The sequence below is a fragment of the Vibrio sp. D404a genome (assembly GCF_030248535.1).
Taxonomy (GTDB): domain Bacteria; phylum Pseudomonadota; class Gammaproteobacteria; order Enterobacterales; family Vibrionaceae; genus Vibrio.
The window spans coordinates 95,885-112,478 of record NZ_JAHGAJ010000011.1 but is presented as its reverse complement, the minus strand read 5'-3'; the positions used below and the strand labels follow the sequence as shown (position 1 = coordinate 112,478).

The following is a 16,594-nucleotide window of genomic DNA, read 5'->3' as shown; positions in this document are numbered from 1 at the left end:
CCGCTATTTTTGAAGGGTGCGTCATAAAACGTGTGACTGGAACTCAATAGAATGCTGACACTTTTGTTACTTTGTTTTGGACCGGAATTTCGGTCTTGCATTTTATTTTTAGGGAGAAGGCCATGAAAGGCTCAGTGATCAAACGCATGTACGCGGGCTTCGCACTGATCATCATCATGTTTGCAATTACGATTACAATCATGATGAGTAGCATGAATCAGATACACAGTAATTTCGAAAGCGTCTCAAAATCTTCGCTGCCTCTTGTCACCCTTTCTAACCAAACCAGTGTGCAATTGTTGTCGGCCGATAAGTCATTTAAAGACTACCTAACCACACAGAATCAAGAGCGTATGACCGCCATGCGCAGTGAATTCTCACAATCACAACAAGCTTTTTCTGCTGTTCTACAGCAATTAGAAGCGGCAAGTGCGACCAACCCAACACTCGTAGAGCGTGTTGAACAGCTAAAACAGCTGGAACAACGTTACTTCGCCGAAGCGGAAGAAGCGATGAACAACTACGTCGCCATGTTCGTAGCACAAGAGCAAGTACAGAAAGCCTCTCGTGAATTCCAACGCCTACACTCAGAACTTACCGTAGGAATGAAAGAGTACATCGCCGATCAGAAAAGCATCTCAGTTAAGGTAATGGCTAAGAGCTACTTCATTAAGCTAAAAGATGCTGAGGTAATCACTTCTGATGCGTTGGCGAGCTCTGATGTCGATCTGGTACAAGGCGCCGTTAACAAGAACAAAAAAGCAGTAACTCACCTTAATTACGCCTACCGCGGCTTAACAACTCAGCTACCAGAACTAAAAGGCGCGTTCGATGAGTCGGTACAAAAGTTCACCAAAGACGTTGGTCAGAAAGGCGGTGTACTTGATAAACACAATAACTACCTGCAAGCGAAGAAGGCACTCTATATCAACATCGCTAACCTAGCGGTAGACGTTGACCAAGCAATGGCAGTACTGGACTCATTCAACGTCACGGCGGGTGAACAGCTTAATAGTTCACTGGCAGATGCAGGCGAAGTCTACGACCAAGGCCTAATGAAAGCTATCGCGATTGGTGTTGTAGTGACTGTATTCGCAGCAGCGATTGGCTACCACATCGCTCACAGTGTGCGTGAACCTTTGACTCGTATCTTGCATGCACTTGAAGGACTAACACAGGGCGATATGACTAAGCGTATCGACATTCGTTACGACAACGAATTTAGCCGCGTGAGCCGTCATATCAACACTCTTGCTGATAACCTGCATAATATCCTAGTTAAGCTGAATGAAGCGTCTGATGAGCTAACTGAAACAGCAAGCATCAACCAGAAGACCTCTTCAACAACGCAAGATCAGCTGAGCAACCAGCGTGAACAAACTGCGAATGTCGCGACCGCAATGACAGAGATGTCACATTCGGTGCAAGAAGTGGCAAGCAGTGCACAAAGTTCATTGACTATGGTTCAACAAGTAGAATCTGCGTCTGAGTCTGGTCGTCAAATCATGAACACCAACATCAGCACGATTAACCAGCTTGAGACTCGCCTCAACCAGTCGGTTGTCGCTGTAGGTGAATTGCAACAAATGAGTAGCCAGATTGGCTCAATCCTAGATGTAATTCGTGGTATCGCAGAACAAACCAATCTACTTGCATTGAATGCAGCGATTGAGGCCGCTCGTGCGGGTGAGCAAGGTCGCGGTTTCGCCGTAGTAGCCGATGAGGTTCGAGTGCTTGCTCAAAAGACCACGCAATCGACCTCTGAGATTGAGACCATGATCAGCAATCTACAATCCAGCTCTAAGACGGCGGGTAATGTGATTGAGAGCTGTATGAACGATATGGAGATGTCGGTCGAACAGGCATCCAACGCTAACAGTGCAATGGAAGAGATTCAGGCTCTGATCTTAGAGATCAGCCACATGAGTACGCACATTTCTCAAGCCGCTGCTGAGCAGAGCGAGACGTCGAGCGACATCGCTAGAAACATCGAAGACATTAATCATATTGCGGACGCAAGTTATCAAGCGATGTCGTCGATTGCTCAAGCGAGTGAAAACCTCACCATTCTTGCGAATCAACAGGGCGACTTAGTGCACCAATTCAAACTCTAGGTCCACTTTAAAGCGAATAAAGGTAAGACTTTGCTCGCACCAAATCGTTAACTGACTGAACAAGGGTAACTTTTATCAAAGGTTACCCTTGTTTTTTTAGGGCTTTGTCATTATATGAGTATTATGGCTTGCTGCTTTCCGTTCCGATCCCATTTTGAGCGAGCCAATATTAAGGAATATATATGGCTGTTCACGTTGGCATTATTGATCAAGACCCTATTCGCTTGATTACTCCGTTACTGGATAATCGAACTGTTAGCTCTCACATCGTTTTTATTGGCGACAAGAACCAAGAAGGCATGTATCTACGCCTTCATAACGTCTTGAAAAAGCGTGATATTACCAGCGAATTCTTTGAAATCCCGACCATAGTCAACACCTCTGTTATCAAAGAGTCGATTCAAAACCTTGCCGAAGACCTAAAGGCGCGCGGGCAAGAAGTGAAACTCAACGCGAGTTGCGGCCTAAGACACCGCCTGCTTTCTGTTTACGAAGTATTCCGCACTTACCACTGGCCAATCTTTGTGGTTGAACCAAACAGTGACAAGCTGTGTTGGTTATACCCGAACGGCAAAGAGGATGCGCAAGTTCAAGACCGCATCACCATTGATGACTACCTAACCGTGTTTGGTGCTCGCGGCGAATTCAATGATTTCGAGCTGCCACCTCAGCTAGATCAGAAACTGTACGAACTGGGTGAACGTTGGGCGAGTAACGCTCTAGAGTTAGGGCCAGGTTTAGCAACACTCAACTACCTCGCAACGACGTGTCGCAAAGAACAGAAGCTTGATGTAGAGCTGTCTGAAAAGCAGCAAGGCTACCGTGAGCTCAACATGCTTCTGACCGACCTGGTTGAAGCAAAAATCGCGACCTACCAAAACGGTATTTTGACCTTTGCGAACGAAGATGCACGCCGCTTCTCCAACGGTGAATGGTTAGAAACACTGGTACACAGCACGGTGAAACAGATTCAAGATGACATGCCAACCATTCAAGACCGCTCGTTAAACGTTCAGGTATATCGTCAGCTTGGTGAGCGTGAAGTGCGTAACGAACTGGATGTTGCATCGGTAGTAAACAATAAACTGCACATCATCGAGTGTAAGACCAAGGGTATGCGCGATGATGGCGACGATACTCTCTACAAACTGGAATCGCTGCGTGACCTACTGGGCGGTCTTCAGGCCCGTGCTATGTTGGTGAGCTTCCGTCCACTTCGCCATAACGACATCACTCGCGCTGAGGATTTAGGGTTAGCTTTGATTGGCCCTGATGAATTGAAAGATCTTAAGACGCACTTAACGTCTTGGTTTGCAGCAGCAGGCGGTCACGAAGACCTAGAGTACTAAGTAAGTAATCTACTAAGTGTCACTCGCTAACCATTCAAACTTCTAAAAGGCGCTTTGTGCGCCTTTTTGTTTGCCCTAATTTCCACCCCAAAACCAAGACCGACAAATACAAAAAAGCCGCACCTCTCAGTGCAGCTTCTTCATCATTCAACTGGCAATACTAAAGTCAGAATTGCCGTCAAATTCAATTCGATTACAGCATTTTACGTGCAGCTTCTACAACCACTTTGATTGAGCGTGCTTCTGTCTCTTTTAGCGTCTCGTGATCTGGGATCTCTTTCTGTGTACGGTTAATAATAACGCCCGCAACACAACCCGCTTTCAGACCAGAACTTGCACACATAGTTAGGAGTGTTGCAGATTCCATTTCGAAGTTAAGAACGCCCATGTCTTGCCACTCTTGCATAGAACCTTGGAAACGCTTAACAACGCGACCAGAGAACGTGTCGTAACGCTCTTGACCTGGGTAGAACGTATCGCTTGATGCTGTAACACCCGTATGAACCGTTGCACCAGACTCTTCTACTGCCGCTTTCATTGCTGTTGCGATTTCGAAGTCAGCTACTGCTGGGAACTCCATTGGAGCAAAGTGTAGGCTTGCACCGTCTAGACGAACAGAACCCGTTGTTACAATCATGTCACCCACGTTTACGTGAGGTTGGATAGCACCCGTTGTGCCAACACGTAGGAAAGTGCGTACACCAAGTTGCGCTAGCTCTTCTACAGCGATAGATGTAGATGGACCACCGATACCAGTAGAACAAACAACCACAGGCTTACCGTCTAGCTCAGCGCGGTATAGTGTGTACTCGCGGTGGCTCGCTAGAAATACTGGGTTTTCCATTTCATCAGCAATTTTTTGTACGCGTGCTGGATCACCTGGGATGATCGCTAGTGTCGCACCTTGAAGATCTGCTTCAGTAATACCTAAGTGGAAAACAGCTTGAGACATAGTTTGCTCCTTGTGGCTTATTGAGTGTTCATCACCCTTATCTAAGCGCATTATAAGTTTGTGGGGTACGTGTTTACTCTAACCAAGCTATTTACAAAATGAAGTGACAATCGTCACACCTAGCCACGCAACATACACTCAAGTTTCACGAAAAACCGATTGGTATCACACTTTCACCGCAATCGTCAGACTTCGTTGCATAATAATGACGAAAAAAACGCCTCCAGTTCATAAAACGCAGAATTGTTCATCTGCACTTCATAAACCAGAGGCGTTGGTAGTCAGTCGGTACTAACTAATCAGTCTGCTTTTGACTTAAATTGCAACAATCTAAGCGCGTTTAAAGTCACCAATGCCGTAGCACCACTGTCTGCAAGTACCGCAACCCATAGACCAGTAATGCCAAACAAGCTGGTCACCAAGAAAACGCCTTTCAAGCCAAGTGCTAAAGTGACATTTTGGCGAATGTTTCTCATGGTCGCCTGTGACAACTCAATCATGGCTGGCAATTCGGTCAAGCGGTTGTGCGTCAGCGCAGAGTCGGCAGTCTCTAACGCGACGTCTGTGCCGCCGCCCATAGCAATACCTACATTGGCGATTTTCATCGCTGGTGCGTCGTTAATACCATCACCGACCATGGCGACGTGAGAGCGCTGTGTTAGCTTCTCAACATAGCTCACCTTATCGGCAGGTAGCAGGCTTGCTTTGTATTGCATGCCCACGACCGAGCTGATCGCTGCAGCGCTACGTGGATTATCTCCCGTTAGCATAATCGACTCGACACCCAATTGAGTTAAACGCTCGACGGCCGCTTTAGCATCACTGCGCAGCGTATCTTGCCAAGCAATCAAGCCAATGACTTGTTGAGGCAGTTCAATCGCTACCACCACTGTCTTACCTTGCGTTTCTAAAGCGGCAATACGTTCTTGTACCGAAGTATCGAGCGTAAACGTCACTTTTGAAGGTGCAAGCACCTGATAAGTGAGACCATCAACATCCCCTTCCACACCGCTACCAATAAGCGCACGCTTGTTTTCAGACTCTGGAATATCAATGCCTAACCCTTTCACCTTGTCAACCAAAGATACGGCCAACGGGTGGCTTGAACCGACCTCAATCGCACCAACAACGCGCATTAGACTCGATTCTTGCCAGTTCTGCATCGGTACAACGTCGGTAACTTGTGGCTTGCCTTCGGTCAGCGTACCCGTTTTATCGAATGCGATGGTTTGTACTTTGCCCAGTTGCTCTAACGCTGCACCACCTTTGATTAGCGCGCCACGTTTGGCCGCTGCTGCTAAACCAGACGTTATCGCTGCTGGCGTTGAGATAACCAATGCACAAGGACACGCGATTAGCAGTAGTGCTAGACCACGGTAAACCCACGTTTCCCACGGTTGAGCAAACAAACTCGGTGGAATCACAATCACCATCAATGCGACAAACATCATCAGCGGTGTATACCAGCGACTGAACTTATCTAAGAATCGCTCCAGTGGCGCTTTGCGTGACTCCGCTTCTTCAATTAAGTGAAGAATACGGTCTATTGCATTCTCACCTTGCTTAGAGGTGATGGTAATGCGAATCACCTTATCGACCACCACAGCTCCCGCCATGATGACACTATCCTTGATGTGCTCAACTGGCACTGATTCGCCTGTTAACGCGCTCTCATCAAAGCTGGCTGCGTCTGTGATCAATCGGCCGTCTGCTGGCAGTCGAGCACCAGGAGAGACTTCAATGACATCACCGGGCTGAAGCTCGTTCACCGCAACGTCAACACGTTCACCATTAATAATCTGAGTCGCGTTTTCCGGCACTAGCGCCATTAAGGCTTGAACACCACTGCGTGCGCGAGACGAAGCAAAGGCCTCTAAGCGCTCACCAATTAAGAATAACAACAGCACCATTGCTGCTTCGACGGTCTCACCCAGATATAGCGCGCCTAGAGCGGCTACACTCATCAGGGTTTCAATAGCAAAGGGAGTACCAGAACGAGCTAACTTCACCGCCTGTTTCGCCACAGGATAGAGACCCAGCAAACAGGTGATAATAAATAATCGCTCACTCACCACAGGGCTAAGGTCTTTGATTAGTGTGGCAAACAACATTGCTGCGGCAATCGCAATGATCTGGAGGTTTGGCTGGATATAAGATTGCCAGAAGGTAGTCGGTTCTTGCTTTTTCTTAGCGCCGACTTCACTCAAACTAAACCCAACTTTTTGAACAGCGGTTTCAATGGTTTCGACGAGATTTACCTGATCGTATTTCACGACCAATTTTTCTGTCGCAAACAGAACCTTAGCTTCAACAACGCCGGGAATAGCTGAAACAGCTTTTTCTACTTTTCGCGCACAGGCTGGACAATCCATACCTGCAACAAGCCAACTCTTAGTGAGTTTGCTCTTTAGTTCAACAACGGAGGACAGCCGGTCCGCTTCTCCACTGTCTGAACCACAACAACTCTCTCCACCGGCAGACGACTCGGTCGTTGCACAGCACGAAGATGAGCTGGTAGAAGCTGCAGTAATGCTCGTAATTTTGGGACTACCGCAGCTTGAAACTACGGGTTTGCTTTGAATATCCGCTTTGGTTGAGCGGCACGCGGCATGTTTTGCACACATAATAAATTCTCCTTAATACTCGACTGCTGAAGGGGTTCCTAGTTGAGATAGGCTAAATTCCCCTCCAGTACACCTGAAGTATAAACCTTGGAGTCATCTCCAAGGTCAAGGAGAAATCACGAGAAAAATGCTTAAGTTTTTGCGTCGCTCAACTCTTCTCGGTTCGCTGAAACGTCATCAATCAATACCGCATCATGAGAACAGAATGGCTGAGTGTTCAAACTCACCATCGACACATCTTCCTGCTCAACCTCAACCTGCGAGCCTTTCATCAGCTCAGCAATATGGAAACGCAGCACTAACACGCCAAGTATCCCGAACAGCACATTACCCAGCGCTTGGCCGTACAACACGCCAAGAGCACCAAACCATTGAGATCCAAAGTAGACAAAAGGCAGCGTCCCTAAAGTGGCTTTACCTAGGTTTAACGCCGTTGAATAGAGAGGTTTGCCCAAGTTGTTGAACGAGGTGTTCGCAACAAACAGCGCACCATTGAAGGTAAAGGTGATAGCAACATAACTACAGAATGCCGCAACAATGATGGACGCATCTCCTTGTAAGCTGAACATTAGAATCACATAGTCTTGGAGGAAGTAGAGCAAGATACACACGGCAATGGTGTAGACAGTGGTCACCAACAACGAGTTATTGAGTGTCTCTTTCACTCGATCCATACGCTCGGCGCCAAAGTTCTGCCCAATGATTGGCCCTACAGCGCCGGACAGAGCGAAGATCACAGCAAAACAGACCGGTGTTAAACGGCCAATTACCGCAAACCCTGCAACAAAATCTTCGCCATATTGCGCAATACCCGTTGTCACGATTGCATTACCAATTGGCGTTGCGGTGTTAGTAATAATGGCTGGCAAGGCGATAGCAAGAATTGGACGAAGATTGAAACGCCAATGGGTAACCGAAGGTTTTGCCACTAAATCATGACTGCGAATCAGTGGGTAAAGAGAGAAGTACAACACAGTAAAACGTGCAATGACCGAGGCAATAGCAGCCCCTTCAATGTTCCACCCAAATCCGAAAATGAACAAGGGGTCGAGAATCGCATTCACGATGCCCCCCGACAGGGTTGCCCACATAGAACGCTTAGCATCACCAGCAGCTCTTAGCCCGGCACCTGCCGCCATTGCTAACGCTAAGAATGGACCACTCGGAAGAAGAATCTGTAAATAGGCTTGTGCCCTTTCTGCGGCAAGCCCCTGTGCGCCAATCGCACTCAGTAGTTCAGGAATATGGGCATACATCAAAGCGGCAACGAACGAGCTGATCACAAACGCCGTCATCATGATACTGACACTGAGCTGTTTGGCGTGGTCTCTATCTTTAGCACCTATCGCTTTGGAGACCAATGCGCCCATGGCAATCGAGGTACCAATCGAAACAGAGGTAGAGAAAAACGTTAGTGTACCTGCAAAACCAACAGCGGCCGCCAATTCAACCTGACCCAACATACTGATAAACAGCATATCTAGCAGGTCGACCACGAATAGAGCCATCAAACCAACAGAGCCTGCACCTGACATCACCAAAATGTGGCGCATTGTTGAACCTTCGACAAACTTGGCCGTTTGATTTGACATAAATCGTCCCCGTGATTGAAAGCGTGAAAGCAGTGAGAATTCTATAAATAACAAAAGGCGCTAGTGCGCCTTTTGTCAATTCAGGTTATTCGTGAAAATTATCATTTCTAACAACAGATTATACCGGATGTTGGAAGCAATCATCTAGATTTTTACCAATCGCTCTTAAAACATCAGTACGAGTGATGATGCCGACCAGTCTTTCGTTATCGATCACTGGGTAGGCTTTCGGCTTACCCACCTTCATTAAGTCTGCGAGTTCGATAATCGATAGGTCTGGAGATACTGAAAGCACCTCACGGTACATACAATCACCCACAGTGTGTGTGTCTTGACAGAAGTAGCTCACCTTAACAAGCTTCTCTAATAAATCTTGTTCAGAGAGAAAGCCAATAACCTTCTCACTCTCATCAATAACAGGACCACCCATGTGGTGACTGCGCATTACTTTGTCTAGCGCGAGACTTAACGGCATATCAGGAGTGAACGTCACAACCTGTAGCGTCATGTAATCTTTCACTTTAATCGAATTCATCGCTTTCTCCCTAAAAACTCTTAGCCAGGTCTTATGTCTTACCTATAAGTTAATTGTTGTCTAAAATCTTGATTTTACTAAATGGATTTCAACAATTTTATTGATAGGCAAAACCTTATTCCCAAGAAATGTGAGGAAACACAAGGGCTGAAGCACATAAAATGAGGTGCATTAATTGTAATGAAACCTCTTACAACCCCTTACTTATTCGCACTTTTTTGGCTGATGAGATCCTGTAATCTCTTTGCTATGTACGATTTTGAATCAGCAAACGATTTATGCATCATCAAGAAAACCTGTATGCCTTTGTCTATTTAGACGCTAACGGCATGAATAAAACCCTCGTTGGCCACTTTAATAACGAAGAGCGCCCCTTCATTTCGGATTGCAGCGAAGAGATCACGCAAATGTCCTATGCTGCGATTGAGCATGCCGCTAAACATGAATTAAAGATAAAGCTGGTTAAGTATCAGAAAGAGCATGAGATAGATTTTAGCCGCTTCGTAAAGCCATAAGCCAAGTTATTGATTTAACGACACTCTGATCTATAGCCTATTTGTGCCGTGAAAACAGACTAGGACAGAAATTGAATTCAGCGACAAGTTTCCGTATGGTAACGCATCAATATCATCCAGACTCTCAGTGTTGTTTCTGCTCAACTTAGGCACATTATGACTTCTCCCCTACTCACAAAAATCAAATCCTTTTTCAATGAAGTGTTAGATTTTCAATCGCGCATCTGGGTTATTCATATTGTGGAAGAGGCGATCACCGACCAGTCTTTTGTGATCAATGAGGATGGTTTTAAAGAGCCATTAGAGTGGATGAAAAAGCGTGGTTATAGTCAGAACATGCTGGAACGTGTCGAGAAAATGGGTATCTCTCAGGTGATTGAATTACAGCTAGGAGAAACATCACACCGCTTGATGCGAGTAAAGTAATCGCACACAAAAAAGGCCAGCACCGCTGACCTTAATGATTTTTACGCTGTCGATGTTCGAAAGCTAACGACGACAGTACGCTTCCCATAGTTCAGAAGCACGCTTGTACGCTTCTGGTTTATCGTGAGTTTCAGCAAACAGAACCGCCGTCATGGTATCCACCACACTGTTGGCCATCATCTCCATCTCATCTTCAGGCGTGCCGAGTACGCAGCTATCGGGGACTGAAAGCCCTTCATGCATGGTGCCTTTCCAATAAAAAGATTCAACTTTCTCCGGAGAACTCAGCCATACCGTTTGGCTTACCTTGGGGTTGTATTCCGACTCACCATTTTGACCTTTGAAAGAGATCACTGAGTGCGATTTATTGCCAATGACATGCTCGACTTCTGCGTGCAGTTGAGGGAAGCCCGGGTGAAAGCTACCGCGAACGCCCAATCGACCACCACCAGGATTAAGTGCACGCACCACAGTATTAATTGGAGTACGCAATCCGTAACGATGCTTCCAACCAATCATAGTTTGTGCCTCTGGAGCAAAATTGGCTAAAGGAAGGTAAGCAATACCCTCTTTTTCTAAAACCTCTTTGGCGTGCTCCGGGTTGTCTGCACACTGTACATTCACATCGTCGAGGTGTGTTTCTACGTGAGTGCGGCCGCTTGGCTTATCCATATAGCCATGCATCAAAATCTTATAGCCACTATCGGCTAAAATTCTTGCCGCCAGTAGGTTCCACGGTTTGCCGCTGCTGGAATCATTGCGCTTACCAGCATAACAAGGCCAATCAATGTCCGCGCCTAAGTCCGGGACTCGAGACTGGAATGCTTTAACAAAACCAGCAATCTCCTCATTAGTCTCGTTCTGTACGCGAATTAGCATCAGTAGCATCGCCATCTGGTCGTCTCCAACTTGACCACTTAAATACTCATCCATGATGCGATAGGCCTGTTCAAACGTCAGAGGCTTACGACCCCTTTCTCCTCGTCCAACAGTACGAATACACTCTAAAATACTACTCATTGATGTCTAATTCTCTTCTCTCTAACAACTAAAAATTAAGATACCTTCCTCGATTCTATGCTACCCGGCGAGCCAAGCAAAGCGCTTCTACACAATCGCGGATACTAAAAGTAAACTAGTTAGTGTAAAATAATAGAACACCATGCTAATTTTAGATTGAGTTGTATTTCTAATGACCTTTAAAAAAACACTGAGCCAAAAGAAACGCGAAGCTATTGTTGAAGCAGCGATTGCAGAGTTCACTGAGCACGGCTATAAATCCACCAGCATGGATAAGATATCGGCCAGAGCAGAGGTTTCAAAACGTACCGTTTACAACCACTTTGCCAGCAAAGAACTATTACTAGACGAAATTCTCGATAGCATCTGGAGCAAAACCTTAGCGGCGACTCACTTCCCTTATCAGCAAGAATTGTCACTGACTGAACAACTGACTGCGATTGCCAATCAAGAGCTCGACCTGCTTGAGACCGAGGGTTTTATTAATCTCTCTAGAGTGCTTTTTTCTGAGTACTTCCATAACAAAGAACTCGCGTACCAAGCGATGGAAAAATACTCTCAGGCAGAGAGCGGCTTAACCATTTGGATAAAAGCAGCACTGGCGGACGAGCGTCTAATCGAGCTTGACCCACACTTTGCCTCGACACAATTTATCGCACTGCTGAAGTCTTTTGCGTTTTGGCCGCAAATCATCGGCCATGCACCTTCTCCAGACGCCGCTCAGCGCAAGCACATTATCGAGTCGAGTGTTCAGATGTTTTTAAAGCAGTACCAACGCTAACTGCCCTACACTCAAATCCGTCAGTGTTTGTGCTGGCGGTTCCCGTTTCTATACGTATACTTCCCGTAACATCCATTCTGGCTCTAGCCAAGACAACGAGTAACTCTATGATCATTTTGACGACCAACTTTGGTGATATCGAAATCGAGCTTAACTTTGATAAAGCACCCGTCACTTCTAAGAACTTTCTAAAGTACTGTGAAGAAGGCTTCTACGAAGGCACAACCTTTCACCGCGTGATTGACGGTTTCATGATTCAAGGTGGCGGTCACACGATTGATATGACAGAAAAACCAACACGTGCACCTATCGTCAACGAAGCCAATCGTGGTCTGAAAAACGTTATTGGCTCTATCGCTATGGCACGTACTGATGCACCTCACTCGGCAACGGCTCAGTTCTTTATCAACCTAGATAACAACGATTTCCTTGATCACACGGCAACCACGAATGCAGGTTGGGGCTATGCGGTATTTGGTAAAGTAACGGCCGGTATGGACGTCGTTGAAAAGATTGGTGTAGCACCAACCACGACACGTTGGGGCCACGAAGATGTACCTTGTGAAGATATTGTTATCTCAAAGGTCACCGTTAAACAGTAAACTTCTCTATCGTGAATCAAAACGAATCAGCTTAGATTAACTCTCGCATACTAGGCGGCACGTCGATAAGCTCTATGTGCCGCTACTTTAACCCCAGTCGCTATTCAACGAGTAGCATTCTGTATTTTATTCTATACAAAATCATTCATTTAACTTGTCATTAACAGCTATTATTAGGTAGACCGTACGTGATATTATTCGCCCGAATTTAGGCAGAGTCACTACGAACTCTTTTACATTGGATGTAATACCGATAATGACGCGAACTTCCCTTTGGGCTACGACACTTCTCTCTTCGACCGCTTGCATGAGCAGCTTTGCTTTTGAGGTCGACACGCGAGAGTCAAATCAACCTATCGTCGACGATAAGTTTCGCGTCATTGCCATTCCGTTTTATGACCCGAGTGTCGACACCGGAATCTCAATCGTACCCATCTATAACTTTTATGGTGAAGGCGAGACAAAAAATGCCTCAACCTTATCTGCCACGCTGACTTATACCCAAAACGACAGCTACTACATCAAAGGCAATGCCGATTTATTGTTGAGTGGTGACTCGATACGCTTTTCAGGTGAGATGGGCTATTCCAGCACCAATATCACCTTGGTCGATCTCGTGGATACCAACCATCAAGAGTATTCATTTGATGGCGACTTCTATTTTAAAGTGCACAATAACATGTACCTCGGTGTTGGCCTTGATTACTCGAGCGCCCGCTATCTAGCAGATACCCCAAAAGATAAGTTTTTATTAAAACTCACTGGATTTAGTGATGAATATGAAGCCGATGTAGGTGCAAAACTGTCTTTTCTGTGGGATGAACGAGAGCACTACTATTACCCTTACCACGGGTTTATGTTCGAGCTTACTTACCAAAATCATGGAGCTTGGTTAGGCAATGATGACGAGGAGACCTACTCGTCGATATTTTCAGACTATCGTTACTTCCATAGCCTCACCCATAACGACAACCATATCATCGCCAGTCGCTGGGTAGCTCGTTATCTATTGGATGCAGAACAAGCGCCAAGCAGTGCATACAGCACTTACGGTCGACAAGGCAGAGAAGTACAGCGAGGATTTGTAGCTGGTGATCACATTGCTTCGCACATGACTAACCTTGAGCTGGAGTATCGGTATTCTATCAATGGCTCCAGCATTAACTTTCTCAACAATGTTGCTGTTGTCGGGTTAGCCGGTGTAGGTAAGGTTTTTGGTGAGCGACTCAATCCGACCGACCCTTTCCATAGCTTTAATGACAGTGATTTACTCTCTATGGTCGGCTTAGGTTTACGCTACCGATTAATGCGCCAAGAACGAATCAATGTTCGCATGGACTTCACCTATAACAATGAGAATGAAGTACTCGCTTATTTCAGCCTAGGCGAGAATATTTAGGCCTAAGCTGCTCCTCATAAAATCACAAACGCCCAACAGTGAAAACTCTTGGGCGTTTTTCATATTACCAACGTGAACGGTAGCTGCGGTGACACGCTCGGCATGTTCCATTAGCCTTGTCCAAACCACTTTGTGCTGCAGATTTGTTCTGTTCCAAGCTTGCTTGCAGTAACTCTTGGTAGCCTTGATTCATTTCCAGCATCAAACGCTCAAACTTTTCTGGTTTATTCCAAACATCGGCTTTGGCTTTGCCGCCCTCACTGCCTTTATCAAAACTCATTAGCAAGGTTTCGCCGTGCGCTGTTAATTGTTGACTGCTCTGTTGCACTGAAGCCCATTCCACATTGCTCTTTTTTAGCGCAGAGCTTGTCGATTTGTTCAGTTTTTCAATTGATTGAAAGGCATCTTGACGAGCTTGTACCGCATCCACCGTTTGCTCAGCGGCAGCGTGAGAAGCAGAAAGTGGAGATATAGCGATAAGTGTAACAAGGGCAGCTAAAGATAATGGTTTCACGTTAAATTTATTCATAGTCGATTCTCTATTCTGGCCGATTTTCCGGGCGGTTGGTAAACTCAATGAACATTAATTTACACTGCAATAGTTGCAGTTGCAACTATTGCAGTGTAAATTAAATTCAAACCTACTTAATTTGGAATGACATTATGAAGATTTGGGATCTACCGACTCGCCTTTACCACTGGCTGCAAGCGGCACTGTTCATTGGATTGGCCGCCTCTGGTTTTAATGGACAAGGGCCACACATCTATCTAGGGCTAGCACTGTTTGCCCTGCTACTTTGGCGTATTACTTGGGGTCTAGTAGGAAGTGACACCAGTCGTTTTACTCAATTTATCTCTTCGCCAGTAATGATCATTCGATACCTAACCGGCAAAGGATCAACCAAGCAAGGTCATAACCCTTTGGGCGCATGGATGGTGATCGCGATGATTGGCACCTTAACCATTCAGTGTGTGACCGGCATCGTTATCGCGGGTTTGTTGGATAATTTGCTTGATCAGCTGTTAACGGATGATCTATTCGACATGATGGTAACGATTCACGTGGTTGCTGCACGTGCTCTGGTGGTATTTGTTGTGTTGCATCTAGCCGCAATTGCGATCTATAAGCTGCGCTCAAAGCCGTTAGTCTGGGCGATGATCAGCGGACGCAAAAAAATGATCCCAAGTGACGAGCAGATCGATACCGGTGATGTTTTACACTTCGCCTCAAATACCAAGGCTTTTATCGTGCTAATTGCGGCGGTATTAGTTACGATGGCAATAGTTGTAGTATCACTATTCTAGATAGGTGTTAGATAATGTCTGAGACGTTTGATAGACAAAATAGCTTTGGCTGGATGATCAATGTTGTAGCCAACAAAGCGTCCAAAGATTTTGACCATGAGCTAAAACAACATGGCTTAACCATCGCCTTATGGCCAACTCTGATGTGTTTGTGGGAAGAAGAAGGCGTCACTCAGAAAGACATCGCGATCAAATCTAAGGTGGAGAACTCGACCACCACTCGCACCTTAGACAAGCTGGAAAAACTGGAATTGGTTGAGCGTAGAGCCGACCCTGAAAGTCGCCGCTCTTTTAGAATTTACCTCACTGAGAAGGGCAAAGCGCTCGAAGAGACGTTGATCCCAATCCCAATGCGACTCAACAAAGAGCTACTGAATGCTCTTGATGAATCTGAACAACAGCAGATGATTGGACTACTTAAAAAAATGGTCGCTGATATGTAATCGCTGTCCCTGCGCCACGCTTGCACCATAGCAGCCGTGGCGTATTAACCTCTTCGAGACAGGCGAATGTAGCAAAACAGTGAGCCAATGATCACCGCTCCACCGGCCAGCTTTTGTAACTCAACCATTTCACCTAATAGCGTCACACTCAAAATCAGCGTCCATACAGGTTCTAAAATCATAATGAGCGCCGCCACTTCCATATTCACAGAGTGCTGCCCTAATGTTTGTAGCAAGTAACGAATCGCCGTTGCTACTACAGCAGAAACCGTAAACCAGAATATCAACGAACCTGTGATTTCGAATTCAGGCTGTCCCGTCATCGCGGCAAATGCCATCCCACTAATGCCAACCATAAATAGCTGAATACAGATAGAAGCGATTGGTTTTACATTGTTGGTCACGCGCTTGTTCATCACAAAATGCAGTGACAATAATATCGAAGCCAGTAAGAAGTACCCCTGACTCTCCTCAAACGCCCAGCCATTGGTGAGTGTCAGCAGCAACATACCGATAATGGAAACAGGGAAAGATAGCCAGAATGCGCGATTGGGTTTCACGCGGAAAATGAGCCAAGAGACAAACGGTGCGATGATCATCGCCAAACTGGTAATGAACGCTCCTTCAGACAAGCTATCGGTGATTGAGACCGCATACACCCACACCTGAAGCGACCCTGACAAAATCAGCCCCACACCCGCAATAGAGAGCAGTTGTGACCAACTCAATTGACGAATCAACCGAAAGCAGAACGGCAATAAAATCAGGCTCGCAATGAAAAAGCGCACACCGATAAATAGCGGTCCCGGCATCTCCAGAACCACCAGCTTTGAAGCAATCCATCCGACCGCCGCCAATAAGGTTGCGCCTAATAGATAAATCTCACCACCGAGAGCTTTTAATTTCATCAATCCCATTCCTACAGCCAGCCCAAGCT

The 16,594-nt window shown here is 46.1% G+C and carries 16 protein-coding genes; 9 read left to right on the top strand and 7 right to left on the bottom strand.

The window, feature by feature from the left end; genetic code table 11:
- The first annotated feature begins 122 nt into the window (after positions 1 to 122).
- Together KI655_RS07665 and KI655_RS07660 are read left to right on the top strand one after the other, a co-directional pair.
- Complete coding sequence (locus KI655_RS07665) at positions 123 to 2,114, top strand: methyl-accepting chemotaxis protein (RefSeq protein WP_285403283.1); 1,992 nt, start codon at positions 123 to 125, stop codon at positions 2,112 to 2,114.
- A 182-nt stretch (positions 2,115 to 2,296) separates the two neighbouring features.
- Positions 2,297 to 3,463 carry a DUF1887 family protein gene (locus KI655_RS07660; RefSeq protein WP_285403282.1) on the top strand — a complete coding sequence of 389 codons (1,167 nt, stop codon included), beginning with the start codon at positions 2,297 to 2,299 and terminating at the stop codon, positions 3,461 to 3,463.
- Between the two features lie 193 nt (positions 3,464 to 3,656).
- Here the strand turns inward: KI655_RS07660 and udp are convergent, their stop codons facing one another.
- The 4 genes from udp to KI655_RS07640 all read right to left on the bottom strand — a co-directional run bounded on the left by udp (position 3,657) and on the right by KI655_RS07640 (position 9,166).
- Positions 3,657 to 4,415, bottom strand: a complete 759-nt coding sequence (udp, locus tag KI655_RS07655; protein WP_285403279.1) for a uridine phosphorylase — start codon at positions 4,413 to 4,415, stop codon at positions 3,657 to 3,659.
- A gap of 299 nt (positions 4,416 to 4,714) precedes the next feature.
- A complete protein-coding gene (locus KI655_RS07650) occupies positions 4,715 to 7,039 on the bottom strand; it encodes a zinc/cadmium/mercury/lead-transporting ATPase (RefSeq protein WP_285403277.1) in 2,325 nt (774 codons plus the stop codon).
- A 131-nt stretch (positions 7,040 to 7,170) separates the two neighbouring features.
- Positions 7,171 to 8,631: an MATE family efflux transporter gene (locus KI655_RS07645; protein WP_285403275.1), complete on the bottom strand. Its 1,461-nt coding sequence runs from the start codon at positions 8,629 to 8,631 to the stop codon at positions 7,171 to 7,173.
- A 118-nt stretch (positions 8,632 to 8,749) separates the two neighbouring features.
- Positions 8,750 to 9,166: a CBS domain-containing protein gene (locus KI655_RS07640; RefSeq protein WP_285403273.1), complete on the bottom strand. Its 417-nt coding sequence runs from the start codon at positions 9,164 to 9,166 to the stop codon at positions 8,750 to 8,752.
- 278 nt (positions 9,167 to 9,444) lie between these two features.
- Here KI655_RS07640 and KI655_RS07635 point away from each other — a divergent pair, with 278 nt between their 5' ends.
- Both KI655_RS07635 and KI655_RS07630 read left to right on the top strand, forming a co-directional pair.
- Positions 9,445 to 9,681 carry a hypothetical protein gene (locus KI655_RS07635; RefSeq protein WP_285403271.1) on the top strand — a complete coding sequence of 79 codons (237 nt, stop codon included), beginning with the start codon at positions 9,445 to 9,447 and terminating at the stop codon, positions 9,679 to 9,681.
- Between the two features lie 156 nt (positions 9,682 to 9,837).
- Positions 9,838 to 10,107: a hypothetical protein gene (locus KI655_RS07630; RefSeq protein ID WP_285403269.1), complete on the top strand. Its 270-nt coding sequence runs from the start codon at positions 9,838 to 9,840 to the stop codon at positions 10,105 to 10,107.
- A 63-nt stretch (positions 10,108 to 10,170) separates the two neighbouring features.
- Here KI655_RS07630 and KI655_RS07625 read toward each other — a convergent pair whose 3' ends face one another.
- Complete coding sequence (locus tag KI655_RS07625; protein ID WP_285403267.1) at positions 10,171 to 11,127, bottom strand: glycosyl transferase family protein; 957 nt, start codon at positions 11,125 to 11,127, stop codon at positions 10,171 to 10,173.
- Positions 11,128 to 11,299: 172 nt separating this feature from the next.
- Between KI655_RS07625 and KI655_RS07620 the strand changes: the two genes are divergently transcribed.
- The 3 genes from KI655_RS07620 (at position 11,300) to KI655_RS07610 (ending at position 13,909) form a co-directional block, all read left to right on the top strand.
- Positions 11,300 to 11,908, top strand: coding sequence for a TetR/AcrR family transcriptional regulator (locus KI655_RS07620; RefSeq protein WP_285403265.1), 609 nt, complete (start codon positions 11,300 to 11,302; stop codon positions 11,906 to 11,908).
- Between the two features lie 107 nt (positions 11,909 to 12,015).
- On the top strand, positions 12,016 to 12,510 hold the full coding sequence (locus KI655_RS07615; RefSeq protein ID WP_285403263.1) for a peptidylprolyl isomerase: 495 nt from the start codon (positions 12,016 to 12,018) through the stop codon (positions 12,508 to 12,510).
- A gap of 307 nt (positions 12,511 to 12,817) precedes the next feature.
- On the top strand, positions 12,818 to 13,909 hold the full coding sequence (locus KI655_RS07610) for a BamA/TamA family outer membrane protein (protein WP_285403261.1): 1,092 nt from the start codon (positions 12,818 to 12,820) through the stop codon (positions 13,907 to 13,909).
- A 64-nt stretch (positions 13,910 to 13,973) separates the two neighbouring features.
- Here KI655_RS07610 and KI655_RS07605 read toward each other — a convergent pair whose 3' ends face one another.
- Positions 13,974 to 14,438 (bottom strand): cytochrome c, encoded by a 465-nt coding sequence (locus KI655_RS07605; protein ID WP_285403259.1) that lies wholly within the window; start codon positions 14,436 to 14,438, stop codon positions 13,974 to 13,976.
- A gap of 134 nt (positions 14,439 to 14,572) precedes the next feature.
- Here KI655_RS07605 and KI655_RS07600 point away from each other — a divergent pair, with 134 nt between their 5' ends.
- Together KI655_RS07600 and KI655_RS07595 are read left to right on the top strand one after the other, a co-directional pair.
- Positions 14,573 to 15,214 (top strand): cytochrome b/b6 domain-containing protein, encoded by a 642-nt coding sequence (locus KI655_RS07600; RefSeq protein ID WP_285403257.1) that lies wholly within the window; start codon positions 14,573 to 14,575, stop codon positions 15,212 to 15,214.
- Between the two features lie 14 nt (positions 15,215 to 15,228).
- Positions 15,229 to 15,657: a MarR family winged helix-turn-helix transcriptional regulator gene (locus KI655_RS07595; RefSeq protein ID WP_285403255.1), complete on the top strand. Its 429-nt coding sequence runs from the start codon at positions 15,229 to 15,231 to the stop codon at positions 15,655 to 15,657.
- A 44-nt stretch (positions 15,658 to 15,701) separates the two neighbouring features.
- Here the strand turns inward: KI655_RS07595 and KI655_RS07590 are convergent, their stop codons facing one another.
- A complete protein-coding gene (locus KI655_RS07590; protein WP_285403253.1) occupies positions 15,702 to 16,568 on the bottom strand; it encodes a DMT family transporter in 867 nt (288 codons plus the stop codon).
- Positions 16,569 to 16,594 lie beyond the last annotated feature (26 nt).